General features: G+C 61.0%; 16 protein-coding genes. 6 read left to right on the top strand and 10 right to left on the bottom strand.

From position 1 onward, the window contains the following. Positions 1 to 236 precede the first annotated feature (236 nt). The 4 genes from CVS28_RS16780 to CVS28_RS16760 all read right to left on the bottom strand — a co-directional run bounded on the left by CVS28_RS16780 (position 237) and on the right by CVS28_RS16760 (position 3,674). Entirely contained in the window at positions 237 to 470 is a 234-nt protein-coding gene (locus CVS28_RS16780; protein WP_133159177.1) for a hypothetical protein, read from the bottom strand. 339 nt (positions 471 to 809) lie between these two features. Next, on the bottom strand, positions 810 to 1,241 hold the full coding sequence (locus CVS28_RS16770) for a protein-tyrosine phosphatase family protein (protein WP_103466848.1): 432 nt from the start codon (positions 1,239 to 1,241) through the stop codon (positions 810 to 812). An 84-nt stretch (positions 1,242 to 1,325) separates the two neighbouring features. After that, the gene (locus tag CVS28_RS16765) at positions 1,326 to 2,510 is read right to left on the bottom strand and encodes a metallophosphoesterase family protein (RefSeq protein WP_103482214.1); all 1,185 of its coding nucleotides are present in this window, start codon (positions 2,508 to 2,510) and stop codon (positions 1,326 to 1,328) included. A 192-nt stretch (positions 2,511 to 2,702) separates the two neighbouring features. Beyond that, positions 2,703 to 3,674 (bottom strand): heme o synthase, encoded by a 972-nt coding sequence (locus tag CVS28_RS16760; protein ID WP_370739523.1) that lies wholly within the window; start codon positions 3,672 to 3,674, stop codon positions 2,703 to 2,705. Between the two features lie 372 nt (positions 3,675 to 4,046). Between CVS28_RS16760 and tkt the strand changes: the two genes are divergently transcribed. The 6 genes from tkt to pgl all read left to right on the top strand — a co-directional run bounded on the left by tkt (position 4,047) and on the right by pgl (position 12,414). Then, positions 4,047 to 6,173 carry a transketolase gene (tkt, locus tag CVS28_RS16755; RefSeq protein ID WP_243399942.1) on the top strand — a complete coding sequence of 709 codons (2,127 nt, stop codon included), beginning with the start codon at positions 4,047 to 4,049 and terminating at the stop codon, positions 6,171 to 6,173. Between the two features lie 177 nt (positions 6,174 to 6,350). Then, positions 6,351 to 7,472, top strand: a complete 1,122-nt coding sequence (tal, locus tag CVS28_RS16750; protein WP_103482213.1) for a transaldolase — start codon at positions 6,351 to 6,353, stop codon at positions 7,470 to 7,472. A 5-nt stretch (positions 7,473 to 7,477) separates the two neighbouring features. Further along, complete coding sequence (locus CVS28_RS16745; protein ID WP_103482212.1) at positions 7,478 to 9,115, top strand: glucose-6-phosphate isomerase; 1,638 nt, start codon at positions 7,478 to 7,480, stop codon at positions 9,113 to 9,115. A 16-nt stretch (positions 9,116 to 9,131) separates the two neighbouring features. Next, entirely contained in the window at positions 9,132 to 10,676 is a 1,545-nt protein-coding gene (gene zwf / locus CVS28_RS16740) for a glucose-6-phosphate dehydrogenase (RefSeq protein ID WP_103466843.1), read from the top strand. After that, positions 10,673 to 11,614: a glucose-6-phosphate dehydrogenase assembly protein OpcA gene (locus CVS28_RS16735; protein WP_103466897.1), complete on the top strand. Its 942-nt coding sequence runs from the start codon at positions 10,673 to 10,675 to the stop codon at positions 11,612 to 11,614. The genes zwf and CVS28_RS16735 overlap by 4 nt, the downstream gene beginning before the upstream one ends. After that, on the top strand, positions 11,611 to 12,414 hold the full coding sequence (gene pgl / locus CVS28_RS16730) for a 6-phosphogluconolactonase (RefSeq protein WP_103466842.1): 804 nt from the start codon (positions 11,611 to 11,613) through the stop codon (positions 12,412 to 12,414). The genes CVS28_RS16735 and pgl overlap by 4 nt, the downstream gene beginning before the upstream one ends. 75 nt (positions 12,415 to 12,489) lie before the next feature. Here pgl and secG read toward each other — a convergent pair whose 3' ends face one another. From secG to whiA, 6 genes are all read right to left on the bottom strand, one after another. Then, entirely contained in the window at positions 12,490 to 12,732 is a 243-nt protein-coding gene (gene secG, locus CVS28_RS16725; RefSeq protein WP_103466841.1) for a preprotein translocase subunit SecG, read from the bottom strand. Positions 12,733 to 12,892: 160 nt separating this feature from the next. Then, a complete protein-coding gene (tpiA, locus tag CVS28_RS16720) occupies positions 12,893 to 13,708 on the bottom strand; it encodes a triose-phosphate isomerase (RefSeq protein WP_103482211.1) in 816 nt (271 codons plus the stop codon). A 103-nt stretch (positions 13,709 to 13,811) separates the two neighbouring features. Further along, a complete protein-coding gene (locus CVS28_RS16715; protein WP_103466839.1) occupies positions 13,812 to 15,050 on the bottom strand; it encodes a phosphoglycerate kinase in 1,239 nt (412 codons plus the stop codon). Between the two features lie 8 nt (positions 15,051 to 15,058). Continuing rightward, positions 15,059 to 16,066, bottom strand: coding sequence for a type I glyceraldehyde-3-phosphate dehydrogenase (gene gap / locus CVS28_RS16710; RefSeq protein ID WP_044572117.1), 1,008 nt, complete (start codon positions 16,064 to 16,066; stop codon positions 15,059 to 15,061). Between the two features lie 241 nt (positions 16,067 to 16,307). Beyond that, the gene (locus tag CVS28_RS16705; protein ID WP_103466838.1) at positions 16,308 to 16,931 is read right to left on the bottom strand and encodes a superoxide dismutase; all 624 of its coding nucleotides are present in this window, start codon (positions 16,929 to 16,931) and stop codon (positions 16,308 to 16,310) included. Between the two features lie 107 nt (positions 16,932 to 17,038). After that, the gene (gene whiA / locus CVS28_RS16700; protein WP_103466837.1) at positions 17,039 to 18,019 is read right to left on the bottom strand and encodes a DNA-binding protein WhiA; all 981 of its coding nucleotides are present in this window, start codon (positions 18,017 to 18,019) and stop codon (positions 17,039 to 17,041) included. Positions 18,020 to 18,036 lie beyond the last annotated feature (17 nt).

The following is an 18,036-nucleotide window of genomic DNA, read 5'->3' as shown; positions in this document are numbered from 1 at the left end:
CATCCCGCTCGCAAGCAAGGCTCCCTGGCCTTGGTATCAACCACATCCCGGATGACTGCCGCCAGTTACACGGGGCGGCTATTCTTTCCATCCAGCCATAGCTCGGTGGATTCATCCCGGTGGGTTCCGTCTGAACCGACGTGTCCATTTTCCTGCTGGTCAGCTGGCTGACTCAATCACCCGACGGCGCTGTAGCCAGACGGGTCCTGGCGGTGGACAGCACTTTCAAGGCGCAGCTATGTGCGCTCACGGTAGGCGTGCAGGACTTGATCCGGCAATGAGCGTGTGGCACGAGCGGCCTGTTCCGCAGCCGCCGCGCGTTGCTTGTGAAGCTGGCGTTCGTTGATGGCCACGGATGACACAGGCCATGCAAGGATGACGAACTTCGCCCCCAACGGCAGGTCAACAAAGTACACATAAGCTACGGCAGCAACCAGGATGACCACCAATACATGTCGAAATGCTTGCATGTGAAGAAGCTATCAGAGCGGCTCAGGAGCGCGGCGCATCATAGTCGCCGGCCCCGTGTGCCACTGCCAACCACCAGCACCCAACTCGTGGTGCCCGGGTTGACCAGGGGCCTGCCGTATACGGAAATCCCTTGTCTGGGCAGTCAGTGGGTGAGCTATGGCTCCAAGGGTCCGTGGTCCGCCGCCACCCGGGCCGGGCAGCTGTCCAACCTTGGATACGCTGAGGCGTCCTTTGCCGTGGCGGCCATGGCGCGCAACAGCTTCCGCCCTTCCATGGTGTGGAACGACGTCGAACCCCGCCCAGACAGCCACGGACCATTCCGGCTCTTCACAGAAGCGTCAGAGCAATGTTGCGACCTGGCGCAACCATCGCCGCTGACCGGGGGTCTCGACGGCGTGCGGGTGATAGTGCTCCCGAACCCAGTCCATCGCGTCGGTACCGGCAATTCCGGCCATCATGGCCAGCAGTGCAAGAGCCGTGCCGGTTCTCCCGACACCGCCACGGCAGACAATCTCAACCCTCTCCCCCGTAGACCGCTCGAACGCCTCCTGCAACGTACCAACAGCATCCGCGCTCGACGCCGGCACGCCGAAGTCCCGCCACTTCACCCAGTGGTAATCCCCCAATGGGTGGCTGGGGGCGCGGCCCAGCAAGTAGACAGTGAAGTCTGAATGTTCGGTTGTTCGGCGGGACTCGCGCAGACTTGCTCCGCGTATGCGCCGGCCATCAGGGAATTCCACCACTGACGCTTGATCACTCCACGTGTTCATGGCACCACGGTACGTCAAAGAGGGATAAATGAGTAAGGCCCGCGGCAGACGTGCGCCGCGGGCCTTACCGTCCGACTATTGGGGCTAGCTCTGGCCGGGGCCCAACGGCAGCGGCTCAATCGGCTGGTCATTTGCCGTGAGATCAATCCCGAAGTCCTTGGCAAAGACAACTCGGGTGTCCTTGTAGATGCCGGGGTGGTTCTCATCCAACTCAAACACGCGCGCGCCGCGCAGGCGGTTCCGCTCGGCACCGGGCAGCCCATAGGCCCCGAATCCTGTGCCGGGTGCGTAGCCGAGCTGCACGCCGTAGTAGTTGCCCACATAGGTGTTGACGTGGTCGTGACCCACAAAGTAGCCCTTCACATCCCCGCGCTCCAGGAACGCGTTGAACAATCCGGAGTTGATGGGGCCGGGGCACTCATCCTCGTTGCGCTCCCCGACGATGCTGTGACGGGTGAGCGCCCGGGCATGGTCTGAGTCGTTGCGGGAGTCAATGCTGGCAAACCACATGTTGCGGTGTTCGTGGAGAGCAATGTGGCCCCACATCAACGAGGGCACCTTCTGGCCGTACTTGCGCTCCGTGGCAATGGACATCTCGCGGTACCAGTTGACCTGGTCCATGCGCACCCAGTCCCACGTGGGGTAGCCCTCAAAGCTCTGTCCATCGATGGCGCCGGGAGCGTACCGGCCAGTGTCGATGAGCCACAGGCCGAAGGCCGGCGCCTTGGAGGTGGCGGACTTGATGAGCAACTGCGTGTTGGAGGTTCCCGTGAGGCCCGGGGTGGAGTCGGCGTTGACGTTGAACGCGTAGCTCTGCAGGAAGGCCAGCATCTTAGCTTCCGTCATCCCCGTGCGTGCCAGGGAGTCTTCGTCATGGTTGCCGAAGGTCACAGCCCACGTAATCTTGCGATTCTCCATGGGCAGCACCACATGGTTCAGGGCTTGCTTAACCTCCAGCTCGGTGTCGCATCCCCCGGTGATCACGTCACCATTGATGACAACAAAATCGGGCTTCTCCGCATCAAGGGTCCGCTCCATGAGCTCTATGGTGCGGCGGTCGGTGCGTTCGTCGTCCTGGGTGTCATTGAACTGGACAATCTTGAACGTACCATTGGGCCGGAACGCGAGGCTCGGCTTGGGTGGCTTGGCCCCCGGCGCTGCCTTGCTCTCGGCTCCCGCCGCCACGGTGATTCCCAGGGCGCCCAGTGTTCCCGCGGCAGCCAAGGCCGCCCTCCGGCTGAGTTTTGCCTGGTTGATGCTTGCCGTCATTGCTGCCTCTCAAAGGGTGATGCAGCGCCTGTTTGGGCCGCAGTTGCACCACGACAGTAGAGAACCCAGCTGGCTGGGGCGGCAACATGAGGGGTCCGGGGTGGAAACTGTGAGTGAACGGCCGGTACGACGGCGGGCCCGCACCTTTACTCTCAAAGGTGCGGGCCCGCCGTCGTACTTCAAAAAGGAAGACTAGCCCATCAGGGCTGAGCCGACAAAGGGATCCACGGCCAAGGACAGGAAGACCAGTGTCAGGTAGGTGATGGAGGCGTGGAAGACCTTCATGGCGTTCTTCTTGGTCACCAGGTTCTTCTTGGAGTTGCTGTACAACTTGTGCGCTTCAAGCAGGAACCAGATGCCGGCAACCGCCGTGGTCACGGTGTAGACAATGCCGGCGCCGCCCAGCGGGATCATGAGCAGTGAACAAGCCACCATGGCCCAGGTGTAGAGCACCACCTGAACGGCAACCGTGCGCGACCCGGCAACCGCGCCGAGCATGGGAACGTTGACTGCGTTGTAGTCGTCGCTGTAGCGCATGGACAACGGCCAGTAGTGCGGGGGCGTCCACAAGAAGATGATCATGAACAAGATCACGGCGGGCCACTGCACAGTATTTGTTACAGCCGCCCAGGCAATCAGTACCGGCATGCACCCTGCTGCCCCGCCCCACACGATGTTCTGGGATGTGCGGCGCTTGAGGATCAGTGAGTAGACAACCACGTACAAGAAGATGGCGCCAATGCCCAGGATGCCTGTCAGCGGGTTGATGCTCCACAGCAGGACCACAGCCAGAACTGTCAGGATCCAGGAGAACACTAGTGCTTCACGGGGAGTAATCACGCCGGTCACCAAGGGGCGCTTGGAGGTGCGGTTCATGATCTTGTCAATGTCGCGGTCAATGTAACAATTGAAGGCGCCGGACGCGCCTGCTGCCAACGCCCCGCCAACCATGGTGGCCACCATGAGCCAAAGGCTGGGTACGCCGCTCTTGCCGCTGAAGCCGTGCGCATAAAACATGGTGGGCAAGGTGGTCACCAGCAGGAGTTCCACAACCCGGGGCTTGGTCAGAGCCAAATATCCCTTGGCCTTTTCAGCAAAACCCACTGCAACCTTGGCTGGGGTTTCGGTGGTGGGGGTATGCATTGCACTCACGTGTACTGTCACCATGTTTTCATTGTTGATTCGGCGCTGTGGCTTCACCGTCCGACGCAACAAGTGCACGGAAGGCAAAGCTATCCCTATAATAGCCGTCCGAACCCTCAGAGAGCGAAAATCCGTAAAGTCAAGTGTGCGCTTCCGAGTTCTCAACATGTGAAAACCAATCACGGATGTGGGCGGGAGTCGTGTAACTTTAGAATCGCCTGACTGCGTGTGATCAAGCCACTCACGGCACCCGTGAGACTAAGCTTGATATAGCTGAAAGAAATACCCCAGGGCAGGGCCCTGAATCAGCAGCCAAAGATTGTCTAAAATTCCTAGGCGCGCACGCTTGCCCTGCAGCTGCACTATTTTGCCCATAACGAGAGGGACCTGTCAGTGTCACATCTGGATTTGCCAACATTCACCTGGACCGCCAACGATCAGCGCGCAGTGGACACTGCCCGAATTCTGGCCGCTGACGCAGTAGAGAAGGTGGGTAACGGCCACCCGGGTACAGCCATGTCGCTGGCGCCTGCCGCTTACTTGTTGTTCCAGAAGGTCATGCGCATTGATCCCAAGAATCCTGACTGGATTGGTCGCGACCGTTTCATTCTTTCCCCGGGCCACACCTCCCTGACGCTGTATGTACAGCTTTTCCTGTCCGGTTACGGCCTGGAACTTTCTGACCTCGAAGCCCTGCGCACCTGGGGTTCCCTGACTCCGGGCCACCCCGAGTACAAGCACACCGCCGGTGTGGAGATCACCACCGGCCCGCTTGGCCAGGGCCTGGCCTCGGCGGTTGGCTTCGCCTACTCCCAGCGCCGCATGCGCGGTCTCATGGACCCCGACGCCGCTCCCGGTACCAGCCCGTTCGATCACACCGTCTGGGTCATTGCCTCCGACGGCGACATGCAAGAAGGCGTCACCAGCGAGGCCTCCAGCCTTGCCGGCCACCAGGAGCTTGGCAACATGGTTGTCATCTACGACTCCAACCACATCTCCATTGAAGATGACACCAACATTGCCTACTCCGAAGACGTGCTCAAGCGCTACGAAGCGTACGGCTGGCATGTGCAGCGCGTCGATTGGACCAAGACCGGCGACTACGTTGAAGACGTTGCCGAACTGCACGCAGCCCTGGCCGCGGCAAAGGCTGAGACCACCAAGCCTTCACTGATCTCCCTGCGCACCATCATTGGCTTCCCGTCCCCGAAGAAGCAGAACACCGGCGGAATCCACGGTTCAGCCCTGGGTGGCGCAGAGGTTGCGGCCCTGAAGGAAGTTCTGGGCTTTGACCCGGAAAAGAACTTCGAGGTTGATCCGGCCATCCTGGACCACGCCCGCGAGCTGGTTGCCCGTGGCGCCGACGCCCGTGAAGAGTGGAACGTTGGCTTCTCGGCATGGCAGAACGCGAACCCGGAATCGGCAGCACTTCTGGAGCGCATTGAGAAGAAGGAACTCCCGGCCAACTGGGAGGAAAACCTGCCCGTCTTTGAAGGCGGCAAGGAAGTCTCCACCCGCGTTGCCTCCGGCAAGGTCCTGAACGCCATTGGTGGTGTACTGCCCGAGCTTTGGGGCGGTTCCTGTGACCTGGCCGGTTCCAACAACACCACCATTGAAGGCTCCGGATCCTTCGTGCCTGCCTCCAAGCAGACAGACACCTGGTCAGGTGGCCCCTACGGCCGTGTCCTTCACTTTGGTATCCGTGAGCACGCCGCCGCCTCGATTGTGAACGGCATTCACTTGGGTGGCCCCACCCGTGCGTTCTCCGGCACGTTCCTGATCTTCAGCGACTACCAGCGCCCGGCCATCCGCCTCTCCGCGTTGATGGGTGTCCCCTCCATCTACGTGTGGACCCACGACTCCATCGGTTTGGGCGAAGACGGTCCCACCCACCAGCCCGTGGAGCAGCTCTCGAGCCTGCGCGCCATTCCGGGCCTGGACGTTGTGCGCCCCGGTGATTCCAACGAGGTTTCGGCCTCCTGGAAGAAGATCCTGGAAACCACCAGCAACCCGGCCGGTATTGTGCTGACACGTCAGAACATTCCCACGTACTCCCGCGGCGCCGGTGCTGCCACGGCAACCGAGTTCGGTTCCGCCGAGGGTGTTGCCCAGGGCGGTTACGTTTTGGCTGAGTCCGTGTCCGACGGCGCAGTAGTCACCCCCGCTGTCATCCTGATCGCCACCGGCTCCGAGGTGCAGCTGGCTGTTGAGGCCCGCGAGGCATTGCAGGCCGAAGGCATCGCCACCCGCGTTGTCTCCATGCCGTGCGTTGAGTGGTTCAACGCCCAGCCTGCAGAGTACCGCGAGCAGGTTCTGCCCTCCGCCGTCAAGGCTCGCGTCTCCGTCGAAGCCGGTTTGGCTTTGGGCTGGCGCGAGTTTGTTGGCGACGCCGGCCGTTCCATCTCACTGGAGCACTTCGGCGCTTCGGCTGATTACAAGATCCTGTTCAAGGAATTCGGCATCACCACCGAGGCCGTCACAGCAGCAGCCAAGGACTCATTGGCTGCCGCCAACTCCTAAGCAACACTCTTCTAAGCAGTACCGGCCGGCAGGAGCCACGGGATGGTTCCTGCCAGCCGCTTAGTCTTCACACCGGTTTCCTCGCCTCGCACGCCGCGGCGTGCGAGGCGAGGAAACCGCAACAATACTCCTGCGCAGTGCTTTGAGGCAGGGCCTTCATCTTAAGGAAGTAGCAAAATGACTCATTCAACTCCCACAGCAGCACTTTCCGCAGCCGGCGTCTCCATCTGGCTCGATGACCTTTCCCGCAGCCGCATCAGCAGTGGCAACCTCACTGCCTTGATCGCTGAAAAGAACGTTGTTGGCGTTACCACCAACCCCAGCATCTTCGAAGCTGCCATCACCAAGAGCGATGACTATAAGGCTGAACTGAAGAAGTTCTCGGCAGCCGGCGTTTCCGCCGAGGAAGCCGTCTTTGAATTGACCACCGCGGATGTCGCCGATGGTTGCGACATCTTCGCCGGCGTCGCCGACGCCACCAAGGGCGTTGACGGCCGCGTCTCCATCGAAGTTGATCCGCGCAAGGCCTGGGACACCGCAGGAACCTTCGAGGAAGCCAAGCGCCTCTACGCCAAGGTTGACAAGAAGAACGTCCTCATCAAGATCCCGGCAACCCTTGAGGGCCTGGCGGCCATCACCTCCACCTTGGGCGAAGGCATCAGCGTCAACGTCACCCTCATCTTCTCCCTGGACCGCTACCGCGCCGTCATGAACGCGTTCCTGAGCGGTTTGGAACTGGCTAAGGCTAACGGCCACAACCTGGCTGACATTCACTCCGTGGCCTCCTTCTTCGTTTCCCGCGTTGACTTGGAAATCGACAACCGCCTCGACGCCATCGGCACCGAGGAAGCTGCCTCCCTGAAGGGCAAGGCCGGTCTTGCCAATGCACGCCTGGCCTACCAGGCCTTCGAAGAGGTCTTCTCCTCCGAGCGCTGGGCTTTGCTGGCCGACGCCGGAGCACTCCCCCAGCGCCCCCTGTGGGCTTCCACGGGTGTCAAGAACCCGGCCTACCCGGACACCCTGTACGTGACCGAACTGGTAGCCGTCAACGTGGTCAACACCATGCCGGAGAAGACCCTCGATGCAACCTTTGACCACGGCGTTGTCACGGGCGACACCATCACCGGCACGTACGAAGAGGCCAACGCCCTGCTGAACCAGCTCGAGGGCCTGGGCATCTCCTACAACGACGTTGTGGGCATCCTGGAGACCGAGGGCCTGGACAAGTTCGTTGCCAGCTGGAAGGACCTCCTGAACCACGTCCAGGAAGCCTTGGACGCTGCAGGCTCGGAGGGCTAAGCACCATGACATCACTGGCATTTGCGGCCACAGGCGCCGCCAAGGAAGCTGGGGAAACGCAGCTGCTGACCCTCGTGGCGGACCAGGTGGCTTCGCGTCTCTTCGCAAAGGACGCCACACTGTGGGGCCCCGAGGCGGAAACCGAATCAGCCATTCGTCTGGGCTGGGTTGAAGCCGCCGAGGTGTCGGCACCTCTCGTTGAGCAGATCGCTGCCCTGCGCGCCGAACTTCAGGCCGAGGGCGTCAACCACATCGTGCTGTGCGGCATGGGCGGCTCCTCCCTGGCACCGGAGGTCATCACGGCCACCGCAGGCGTTGAGCTCACCGTCCTGGACAGCACTGATCCGGACCAGGTGCGCGCAGCAGTTTCCGACCGCTTGGCAACAACTGCCATTGTGGTGTCCTCGAAGTCGGGCTCCACCCTGGAAACCGACTCGCAGCGGCGCATCTTTGAAGCGGAATTCACAGCCGCTGGCATTGATGCCAAGGCCCGCATCATCATTGTCACCGACCCCGGCTCACCCCTGGACGGTTTTGCCCGTGAGGCCGGATACCGCAAGGTCTTCAATGCCGACCCCAATGTGGGCGGGCGCTACTCAGGCTTGACGGCCTTTGGCCTGGTCCCCTCGGGCCTGGCCGGTGCCGACATTGCTGCGCTGCTGGATTCTGCTGAAGAAGCCGGCGAAATGCTTCGCGACGACGATGTTGACAATGTTGGCCTGCGGCTGGCAGCTGCCCTGGGCGGCACCAACCCCTTACGCAACAAGATTGTTATTGTGGAGGACGGCTCGGGCATTGTCGGTTTCGCCGACTGGGCCGAACAGCTCATTGCAGAGTCCACCGGCAAGCTGGGCACTGGTGTTCTGCCGGTCGTGGCCGACACCAACTCCCCCGAGGTGGTTTCGGGCGCCGCTGACGTTCTGGTGGTGCGGCTGGTAGCCGGGGACTCCGACGTCGAACTTGGCGAAAATGAGGTCAGCATCGCCGGGGACCTGGGCGCCCAGATGATGGTGTGGGAATTTGCCACAGCCGTCGCCGGTCGTCTGCTCGGCATCAACCCCTTTGATCAGCCGGACGTGGAGGCAGCCAAGTCTGCTGCCCGCGGACTGCTGGATGCCACTCCGGCACCAACACCGGCATTGTTCACCGATGGTGCCATTGAGGTTCGCACCGCCAACCACGACGCCGAATGGCTGGCTGGCGCTGGCACGGTGGAGCAGGCCATCACTGCCCTGCTCGGCACCCTGGCGGCCGACGGCTACCTTAGCGTGCAGGTCTACCTGGACCGCTTGGCCAATGCACCGCTGGCTGATGTTCGCAACGATCTCGCTGCCGTCAGCAACCGCCCCGTCACCTTTGGCTGGGGACCGCGCTTCCTGCACTCCACCGGCCAGTTCCACAAGGGCGGCCCCGCAGTGGGAGTGTTCTTGCAGGTTACGGGAGCGGCGCAACAGGATTTGGCAATTCCGGAACGGCCGTTTAGTTTTGGGGAGCTGATTTCTGCTCAGGCTGCCGGTGACGCAACCGTGCTGGCTGATCACGGACGCCCGGTTCTGCGGCTTCATTTGACTGACGTGGCCACTGGCGTTGCACAACTCAAGACTGTGGTGGCCACACTCGCTGGCCAGCACTCCGACGCATAAGGTAACTTCTCAACAGATGCCCACCTCCGCTGCAACACAAAATGAAAACCCGCTCCGGGACAGTCGGGACCGCCGACTGTCCCGGGTTGCGGGACCGTCGTCGCTGGTGCTCTTTGGAGTGACCGGTGACTTGGCGCGCAAGAAGCTCATGCCCGCCGTATACGACCTCGCAAACCGCGGTTTGCTGCCACCTAGTTTTGCTTTGGTTGGGTTTGGCCGCCGTGCCTGGACTGATAGCGACTTCGCCGCCCAGGTGAAGACGTCCGTGCAGGCCCATTGCCGCACCCCCTTTGACGAGAACGTGTGGAACCAACTCAGCGAGGGCATTCGTTTTGTCCAGGGCGAGTTTGATGACCACGCCGGCTTTGAACGTTTGAAGACCACTTTGGCCGAACTCGATCAAACCCGGGGCACCAGGGGCAACACCGCCTTTTACCTCTCCATCCCGCCCAAGGCATTTGAACTCGTATGCCGCCAGCTGTCCGAGCACGGCCTGGCTCAGGGTACGGATGAGAGCTGGCGCCGCGTGGTCATCGAGAAGCCCTTTGGGCACAACCTCGAATCCGCCCGTGCACTCAATGACATTGTGGAGCAGGTGTTCCCCCAGGACGCCGTGTTCAGGATCGACCATTACTTGGGCAAGGAAACCGTCCAGAATATTCTGGCGCTTCGTTTTGCCAACCAGTTCTTTGAACCGTTGTGGAACGCCAACTATGTGGATCACGTGCAGATCACCATGGCCGAGGACATTGGCACCGGCGGTCGCGCTGGATATTACGACGGCGTGGGTGCTGCCCGTGACGTCATCCAGAACCACCTCCTGCAACTGCTCGCCCTGACCGCCATGGAAGAACCCATTTCTTTCGACGCCGATCATCTGCGTGCCGAGAAGGAAAAGGTCCTGGCAGCCGTCAAGCTTCCCGAGGATCTCTCCAATCACTCTGCTCGCGGCCAATTCTCCGGCGGCTGGCAGGGTGGTGAGCATGTTCTTGGCTACCTGGAGGAAGAAGGCATTCCTGCCGATTCCACCACCGAAACGTTTGCCGCCATCCGCTTGGACATCCACACACGCCGATGGGCCGGGGTGCCGTTCTACCTGCGCGCAGGCAAGCGTTTGGGCAGGCGCGTCACGGAGATCGCCGTTGTCTTCAAGCGCGCACCAAATCTGTTGTTCACCGACCACCAGGAAGATGACTTTGGCCAGAACGCCGTAGTGATCCGCGTGCAGCCTGATGAAGGTGTCACCATCCGGTTCGGTTCCAAGGTTCCCGGCACGCAGATGGAAGTCCGCGACGTCACCATGGACTTTGGCTACGGACATGCCTTCACCGAGTCAAGCCCCGAAGCGTACGAGCGCCTGATCCTTGACGTTTTGCTGGGTGAGCCGCCGCTGTTCCCCCGCCACGAAGAAGTTGAACTGTCGTGGAAGATCCTTGACCCGTTCGAAGAATTCTGGGCCGCCGAAGGTAAACAGCCCGAAGCCTATGAACCCGGCAGCTGGGGTCCGGCGTCGTCAGATGAACTGTTGAAGCGTGATGGAAGGACGTGGCGCAGACCGTGATAGTTGAACTCCCCGACACAACAACGTCCAAGATCACCAAGGAGATCGTCAAACTGCGCGAGCAGGGCGGCGTAGTTGCCCTGGGCCGTGTTTTGACGCTTGTTGTCATCACCCGAAGTGGCAAGGAAGAGGAAGCCATTGAGGCAGCCAACTTGGCCAGCCGTGAACACCCCTGCCGGATCATTGTCTTGGCGGCAGGATCCGCGCACGCGGAAACCCGCCTCGACGGCGAAATCCGTGTGGGCGGCGACGCCGGCGCCTCCGAGGTGATTGTGCTGCACGGTTACGGTGAACTGGCTGCGGAGAATGAATCCCTGGTCTCAGCACTGCTCCTGCCTGATGCGCCCATCGTTGCCTGGTGGCCCCATGGTGCACCGTCCAAGCCCAGCGAATCTCCCGTGGGCCGCATCGCCCACAGGCGCATTACTGACTCGGCCAATGCGCTCGATCCCCGCAAGGCACTCAAGCACATTGGTGAAACGTACGCGGCTGGCGATACCGACTTGGCCTGGACACGCCTGACCAATTGGCGGATCCAACTTGCGGCGACGTTGGACAGCTATGACGGCTCTGACCCCATCACAGGGCTGCAGGTGGAAGGCGCCAGCGACTCCCCCAGCACTTTGCTGTTGGCTTCCTGGCTGCACAAGGCTCTCAACGTGCCCATCCAAGTACGTGAGGATCCCAGCGGAACAGGCATCCGCACTGTTGTCATTGAACGCAGCAAGGGCAGTGTTGTGTTGACCCGCCCGGGCACCATCGACGCATTCCTGACCCAGCCCGGACAACCCGACCAGCAAATCTCACTGCCGCGCCGTTCGTTGCAAGACTGCCTTGCGGAAGAACTGCGACGTTTGGACCCTGACGAGGTATTTGGTGAAGTAGTCACCCTCGGTCTGCAAGAGTTGTTCGCAAAAGAGAAGGCTGATCAGTCATGAGCTCCAACGTTCGCATCACCAAGCATCCTTCCTTCGACGTCTTGGCGGCAACCACGGCTGCCCGGTTGATCACCCGCCTGCTTGACGTTCAAAGCGAACGCGGCGAAGCCACGGTGGTTCTCACCGGCGGCAGTGTTGGCATTGCAACACTGCGTGAGATTGCTCAGTCCCCTGCCCGCCTGGCAGTTGATTGGAGCAAGGTCAACTTTTGGTTTGGGGATGACAGGTTTGTGCCCGCCGATTCCGCCGACAGGAATGCCGGCCAGGCCGCGGAGGCACTACTGAACCACATTGACGTTGATCCCGCCCGGGTTCATGTCATGCCGGCTTCAGATACCGTCGCTGACCTCGAAGAAGCTGTCCAGCAGTATGTGGATGAACTGGCACAAGCTGCCCGGCATGAATGGGAAAACAGCGACGATTCCGCCGAGCAGCCACCCACCGTTCCGCGCTTCGACGTACTGCTGTTGGGGCTTGGCCCCGACGCCCACATTGCATCGCTCTTCCCGGACATGGCTGGCATCCGCGCCACCGGAAGCAACGTGGTGGGTGTGCGCAACTCCCCCAAGCCGCCGCCGTCGCGCGTGTCATTGACACTGGAGGCCATCAACTCGGCCTCGGAAATCTGGATTGTTGCAGCCGGTGCCGACAAGGCAGCAGCCGTAGGGCTCGGCCTGGCCGGGGCCAACACGGTTCAGGTGCCAGCCTCCGGCGCCCAGGGCAGGAATAAAACCTTGTGGTTGCTCGACGAGCTGTCTGCGGCAAAGGTTTCAGCACAGCTGCTGCGCCGGGAGCACTGACCAGGCAAAGAAGAGGTCCCGCCTGGCAGTTGCCGGGCGGGACCCTTTTTTGCTGTTTCTTGTACTGCGTGGCGCTTAGCTGTAGGACATGATCAGGCCCAGGCCAATGATCACTACGCCCCAGGTGATGCCCAAGATGACTGTGAAGCGGTTCAAGTTACGCTCGGCAACACCGGAGGAGCCAAGGTTTGAACTCATGCCGCCGCCAAACATGTCCGAGAGACCGCCGCCACGGCCCTTGTGCAGCAAGATCAGCAAGGTCAGCAGCAAGCTGGTGACACCCAAAAGGATCTGCAGGGCGATTTGTAGTGTTTCCACGAGGGGCCTTTCAGCATGGTTATGGTGTAACTCAAAAAAGTGGGTTACATGGGTGCGTGCCACCATAAATTGCTGGTGAGGGGCACGCCATGTTCGCACCCAAGTCTATCCGTGTCCACCCGCACATGGCGAATGGACACGAAACTTGGGTGCCTATTCGCTACTTCGTTACGAGGTGGCTCTCAAAGCGGGCAATGCTGGCGAATTCGCCGGCATCCAGGCTGGCACCGCCAACCAAAACACCGTCAACATCACGCTCGGCCATGATGGCGGCAACGTTGTTGGCCTTGACTGAACCGCCGTAGAGCAGGCGGGTCTTGGCGGCCGTCTCGGCGTCGAACAGTTCCACCAGCTCGGCGCGAATGGCTGCGCACATTTCCTGTGCATCTTCGGGACCGGCAACTTCGCCGGTGCCGATGGCCCAAACGGGCTCATAGGCAATGACAAGTGTGGCTGCTTGCTCTGCGGTCAATCCGGCAACGCCTGCGCGCACCTGCGCGAGCGTGTGCTCAACGTGGGTCCCGGCCTGGCGGATGGCCAAACCCTCACCGGCGCACAGTACGGGGGTGACCTCGTTGCGGTAGGCGGCCTTGACCTTGGCGTTGAGGAGCTCATCGCTCTCGTTGTGGATTTCACGGCGTTCACTGTGGCCCACCAAAACGTAGGCGCAGCCGAGCTTGTTCAGGAATGCACCGGAGATGTCGCCCGTGTACGCGCCGGAATCCTTGTCGGAAAGGTCCTGTCCACCGTAGGCAAGCTTGAGCTTGTCACCCTGGACGAGTGTCTGGACTCCGCGAAGGTCTGTGAACGGCGGGAATACTGCAACCTCCACACGGCTGAAGTCGTGGCGTGCATCGGAGAGTGTCCAGGCGAGCTTCTGCAGCAAGGTGATGCCCTGGACGTGGTCCATGTTCATCTTCCAGTTGCCGGCAATGAGCAGTGTCCGGTCGAAATTACCGTTAGTTGAAGTCGTCATCGGTGTCTCGTTTCTTGCGTAGCTAAATCAAAAACTTGAAAAATTTGCGCCAGGTGGCGCGAGAAAAGGCGGCGGCAGGAATATCCTGCCGCCGCCTTTTGGTTTAGCGCTCTAGTGCGCTCAGTCCCGGGAGTTCCTTGCCTTCAAGGAATTCGAGGCTGGCTCCACCACCGGTGGAGATGTGACCGAATTCAGTGTCCGCGAACCCGAGGGTACGTACGGCCGCGGCAGAATCGCCGCCGCCAACCACTGTGAATCCGCCACTGGCACTGTTGGCACTCAAGGCACCGGCCACTGCACGGGTTCCCTCGGCGAAGGCTGCAAACTCGAACACGCCCATGGGGCCGTTCCAGAACACAGTCTTAGCCTGCGAAATGGCTTCCGCGAAGGCCGCACCGGACAACGGACCAATGTCCAGGCCCAGTCCGCCGGCCCCAAAGGAGCTTTCTTCAATGGCATCGGCAGCAACCACTTCGTGGCTGGCATCAGCGGAGAAACCCGAAGCAACCACAACGTCAGTCGGCAACACAAAAGTGGTGCCGGCAGCAGCTGCACGGTCCAGATAGTCCTGAACGACGGGGATCTGGTCAACTTCCAACAGTGAAGCGCCAACTTTGTGGCCCTGTGCTGCCAAGAAGGTGAACAGCATGCCGCCACCAACCAAAATGGTGTCCGCCTTGCCAAGGAGGTTGTCAATGACAGCCAACTTGTCCGAAACCTTTGAACCACCCAAAACCACTACGTAGGGACGCTCGGTGTTGGTGGTCAGCTTGCGCAGGACCTCCAACTCGGTGCGCACCAGATCGCCCTGGTAAGACGGCAAAAGCTTCGCAATGTCGAAGACACTTGCGTGCTTGCGGTGGACAGCACCAAAGGCGTCATCCACATAGGCGCCGTTCTGCCCCGTCAACGCAGCCAGCTCGGCGGCAAATGCCGCGCGCTCGGCATCGTCCTTGGAGGTTTCACGGGCATCAAAGCGGACGTTCTCCAGCACCAAAACGGAACCGTCAGCCAATGCTGCAGCAGCAGCCTGTGCGCCGGGACCTGTGGTGTCAGCGGCCAGGGTGGCGTTGAGCTCGGGAGCCAACTCCGCCAGGCGGGCCACGGCGGGAGCCAAGGAATACTTGGCTTCCGGGGCACCCTTGGGGCGGCCCAGGTGAGCGCTGAGCAGAACTTTGGCGCCGGCGTCGGCCAATGCCTTGATCCCGGGCAGGGAGGCCTTGATGCGACCGTCATCGGTGACTGTAGAGCCGTCGAGCGGCACGTTCAAATCACTACGGATAAGAACGTACCGCCCACGGACACCTTCATCGATGAGTTCGCTGAGGGTGTGAAGTGTCATTTTTAGCCTTAGAGCTTGGAGGCGACGAGCTCGGTCAAGTCGACCAGGCGGTTGGAGTAGCCCCACTCGTTGTCGTACCAGGAAACAACCTTGACCTGGTTGCCAATGACCTTTGTCAGGCCAGAGTCAAAGATGGACGACGCCGGGTCGCCAACAATGTCCGAGGACACGATCGGGTCTTCGGTGTAGGTCAAGTAGCCGGCGAGCTTGCCTTCAGCAGCGGCAGCCTTGTAAGCGGCGTTGACTTCCTCAACGGTTACTTCGCGGCTAACAGTTGCGGTCAGGTCAGTTGCTGAACCTGTGGGGACGGGTACGCGGATGGCGTAACCATCGAGCTTGCCCTTGAGCTCCGGCAGAACCAGGCCAATGGCCTTGGCTGCACCAGTGGACGTCGGGATCATGTTCACGGCTGCTGCGCGTGCACGGCGGAGGTCGCTGTGCGGGCCGTCCTGCAGGTTCTGGTCGGCAGTGTAGGCGTGGATGGTGGTCATCAGGCCACGCTCCAAACCGAAGTTGTCGTTCAAAACCTTGGCCAGCGGGCCCAGGCAGTTGGTGGTGCATGATGCGTTGGAGATGATGTGGTGTGCAGCCGGATCGTAGAGATCGTCGTTCACGCCCAAAACGATGGTGATGTCTTCATTCGACGCCGGAGCGGAGATGAGGACCTTCTTGGCGCCAGCATCAATGTGCTTCTGAGCGTCGGCAGCCTTGGTGAAGAAGCCCGTGGACTCGATGACAATGTCAACGCCCAATTCGCCCCAAGGGAGGTTTGCGGGATCGCGCTCAGCCAGAACGGTGATGGTCTTGCCGTCAACTACCAGGTGGCCGTCAACAACCTCAACGGAAACGGACAAGCGGCCGTTTACGGAGTCATACTTGAGCAGGTGTGCCAAGGCCTCGGGGCTGGTGAGGTCGTTGACAGCAACAATCTCAATGTCGGCGCCCTGAGCGAGTGCGGCGCGGAAGTAGTTGCGGCCAATGCGGCCGAACCCGTTAATACCAATACGAGTAGTCACTTAGTTCTCTCCTTGGTGCTCTTACGAACACACGTAGTCAGGTTGAAGGTCACCTTCAACCATTGTTTCCCGCACGACGTTGGGCAGAGATTCTTTCGATGGCGCGCATCGACAAGCGCGCGCCGTGATCTATATTACGTTCTATGGTGCCCGCCCCGTTAATCGTACGGGGCGGGCGTCCACATATTGGTCAGAAACACCGCTGAAACATGGTGTTTGCTAGGCCAGGTTTTTCACGCAGCTACGGCAGGATCAGGCCGGTGGCGTTCTTGCGGGCTGCCTCAAAGCGCTTGGAGACATCCGCCCAGTTCACAATGTTCCAGAAAGCCTTCACGTAGTCAGCCTTGACGTTGACGTAGTCCAAGTAGAAGGCGTGCTCCCACATGTCCAGCATCAACAGCGGGGTGGTGGCTACGGGGATGTTGCCCTGCTGGTCGAAGAGCTGCTCGATCAGCAGGTTGCCGCCGAGGCCTTCGTAGGACAGCAACGCCCAGCCGGAGCCCTGGATGCCCATGGCTGCTGCGGTGAAGTGGGCGCGGAATGCGTCGAAGGAACCAAACGCATCATCGATCGCTGCGGCCAACTCGCCTTCGGGCTTGTCGCCACCCTCGGGGGACAGGTTGTTCCAGAAGATGGAGTGGTTGGTGTGGCCACCCAGGTGGAATGCCAGGTCCTTGGAGAACCTGTTGACGTTGGCGAAGTTGTTGGTCTCGCGAGCTTCGGCAAGCTGTTCCAGAGCCAAGTTGGCTCCTGCAACATAGGCAGCGTGGTGCTTGCTGTGGTGCAGTTCCATGATGCGGGCGGAAATATTGGGCTCCAGGGCAGCATAGTCATAGCTGAGTTCTGGGAGTGTGTACTTAGTCACGGTTCCTCCGTTGCGATTCTTCTATTTGTTTTGCCAGCGTAAATATCTAGCAAGGTTAATCCGTCTGGAACAGGCGGCTCATCCTCTACTCTTTCATACTAGGCAGCTTAGGTATCGAGCATGTCGAAAGTGACATTGGACTCAGTACCGGGAATGCCTAAATCTTTGGCTTTTTTATCCGCCATGGCCAGCAGGCGGCGAATGCGCCCGGCGATGGCGTCCTTGGTCAGGGGCGGGTCAGCCAACCTGCCCAGTTCATCCAAACTGGCCTGCTTGTGGGCCACACGCAGGGCGCCGGCGTACTTCAGATGATCCGGGACGTCGTCGCCCAAAATCTCCAGGGCTCGCTCCACCCGTGCGCCCGCTGCCACTGCGGCCTGGGCTGAACGCCGCAGATTTGCATCGTCAAAGTTGGCCAGACGATTGGCTGTGGCGCGAACTTCCTTGCGCATGCGCCGCTCCTCCCATACCAGGAACGTGTCATGGGCGCCCATGCGGACCAAGAGCGCGGCGATGGTGTCCCCGTCGCGGATGACAACCCTGTCAATGCCGCGTACGTCGCGGGCCTTGGCCGCAATGTCCAGACGACGCGCGGCCCCCACGAGGGCCAGCGCGGCTTCGGGGCCCGGGCAGGTGACCTCCAGGGCCGATGAGCGGCCCGGTTCGGTCAGGGAGCCATGGGCCAGGAAGGCGCCACGCCATACGGCTTCGGCGTCGGCGGTGGAACCGTTGACAACCACAGAGGGCAGGCCCCGGACTGGCCGGCCGCGGGCGTCCAACAACCCGCTTTGGCGGGCCAGGGCTTCGCCGTCGCGCACCACCCGCACCACGTAGCGGTTGCCTCGGCGCAGCCCGCCACCGGAGACAACAATGATCTCGCTTTGGTGGCCGTACATTTCGGCGATGGCAAGGCGCAAGCGCCTGGCGGTTGCCGCGGTGTCCACCTCGGCTTCGATGACAATTTTGCCGGAGATGATGTGCAGCCCGCCGGCAAACCTCAAAAGCGTGGAAACCTCGGCCTTGCGGACGGAGGATTTCTTGACGTCAAGCCGAGACAATTCTTCTTTTACTGCCGCAGTTAGCGCCATGATTCAGCCTCTACTTT

The sequence above is a fragment of the Arthrobacter glacialis genome (assembly GCF_002909415.1).
GTDB lineage: Bacteria > Actinomycetota > Actinomycetes > Actinomycetales > Micrococcaceae > Specibacter > Specibacter glacialis.
This window is presented reverse-complemented; position numbering and strand designations above follow the sequence as displayed.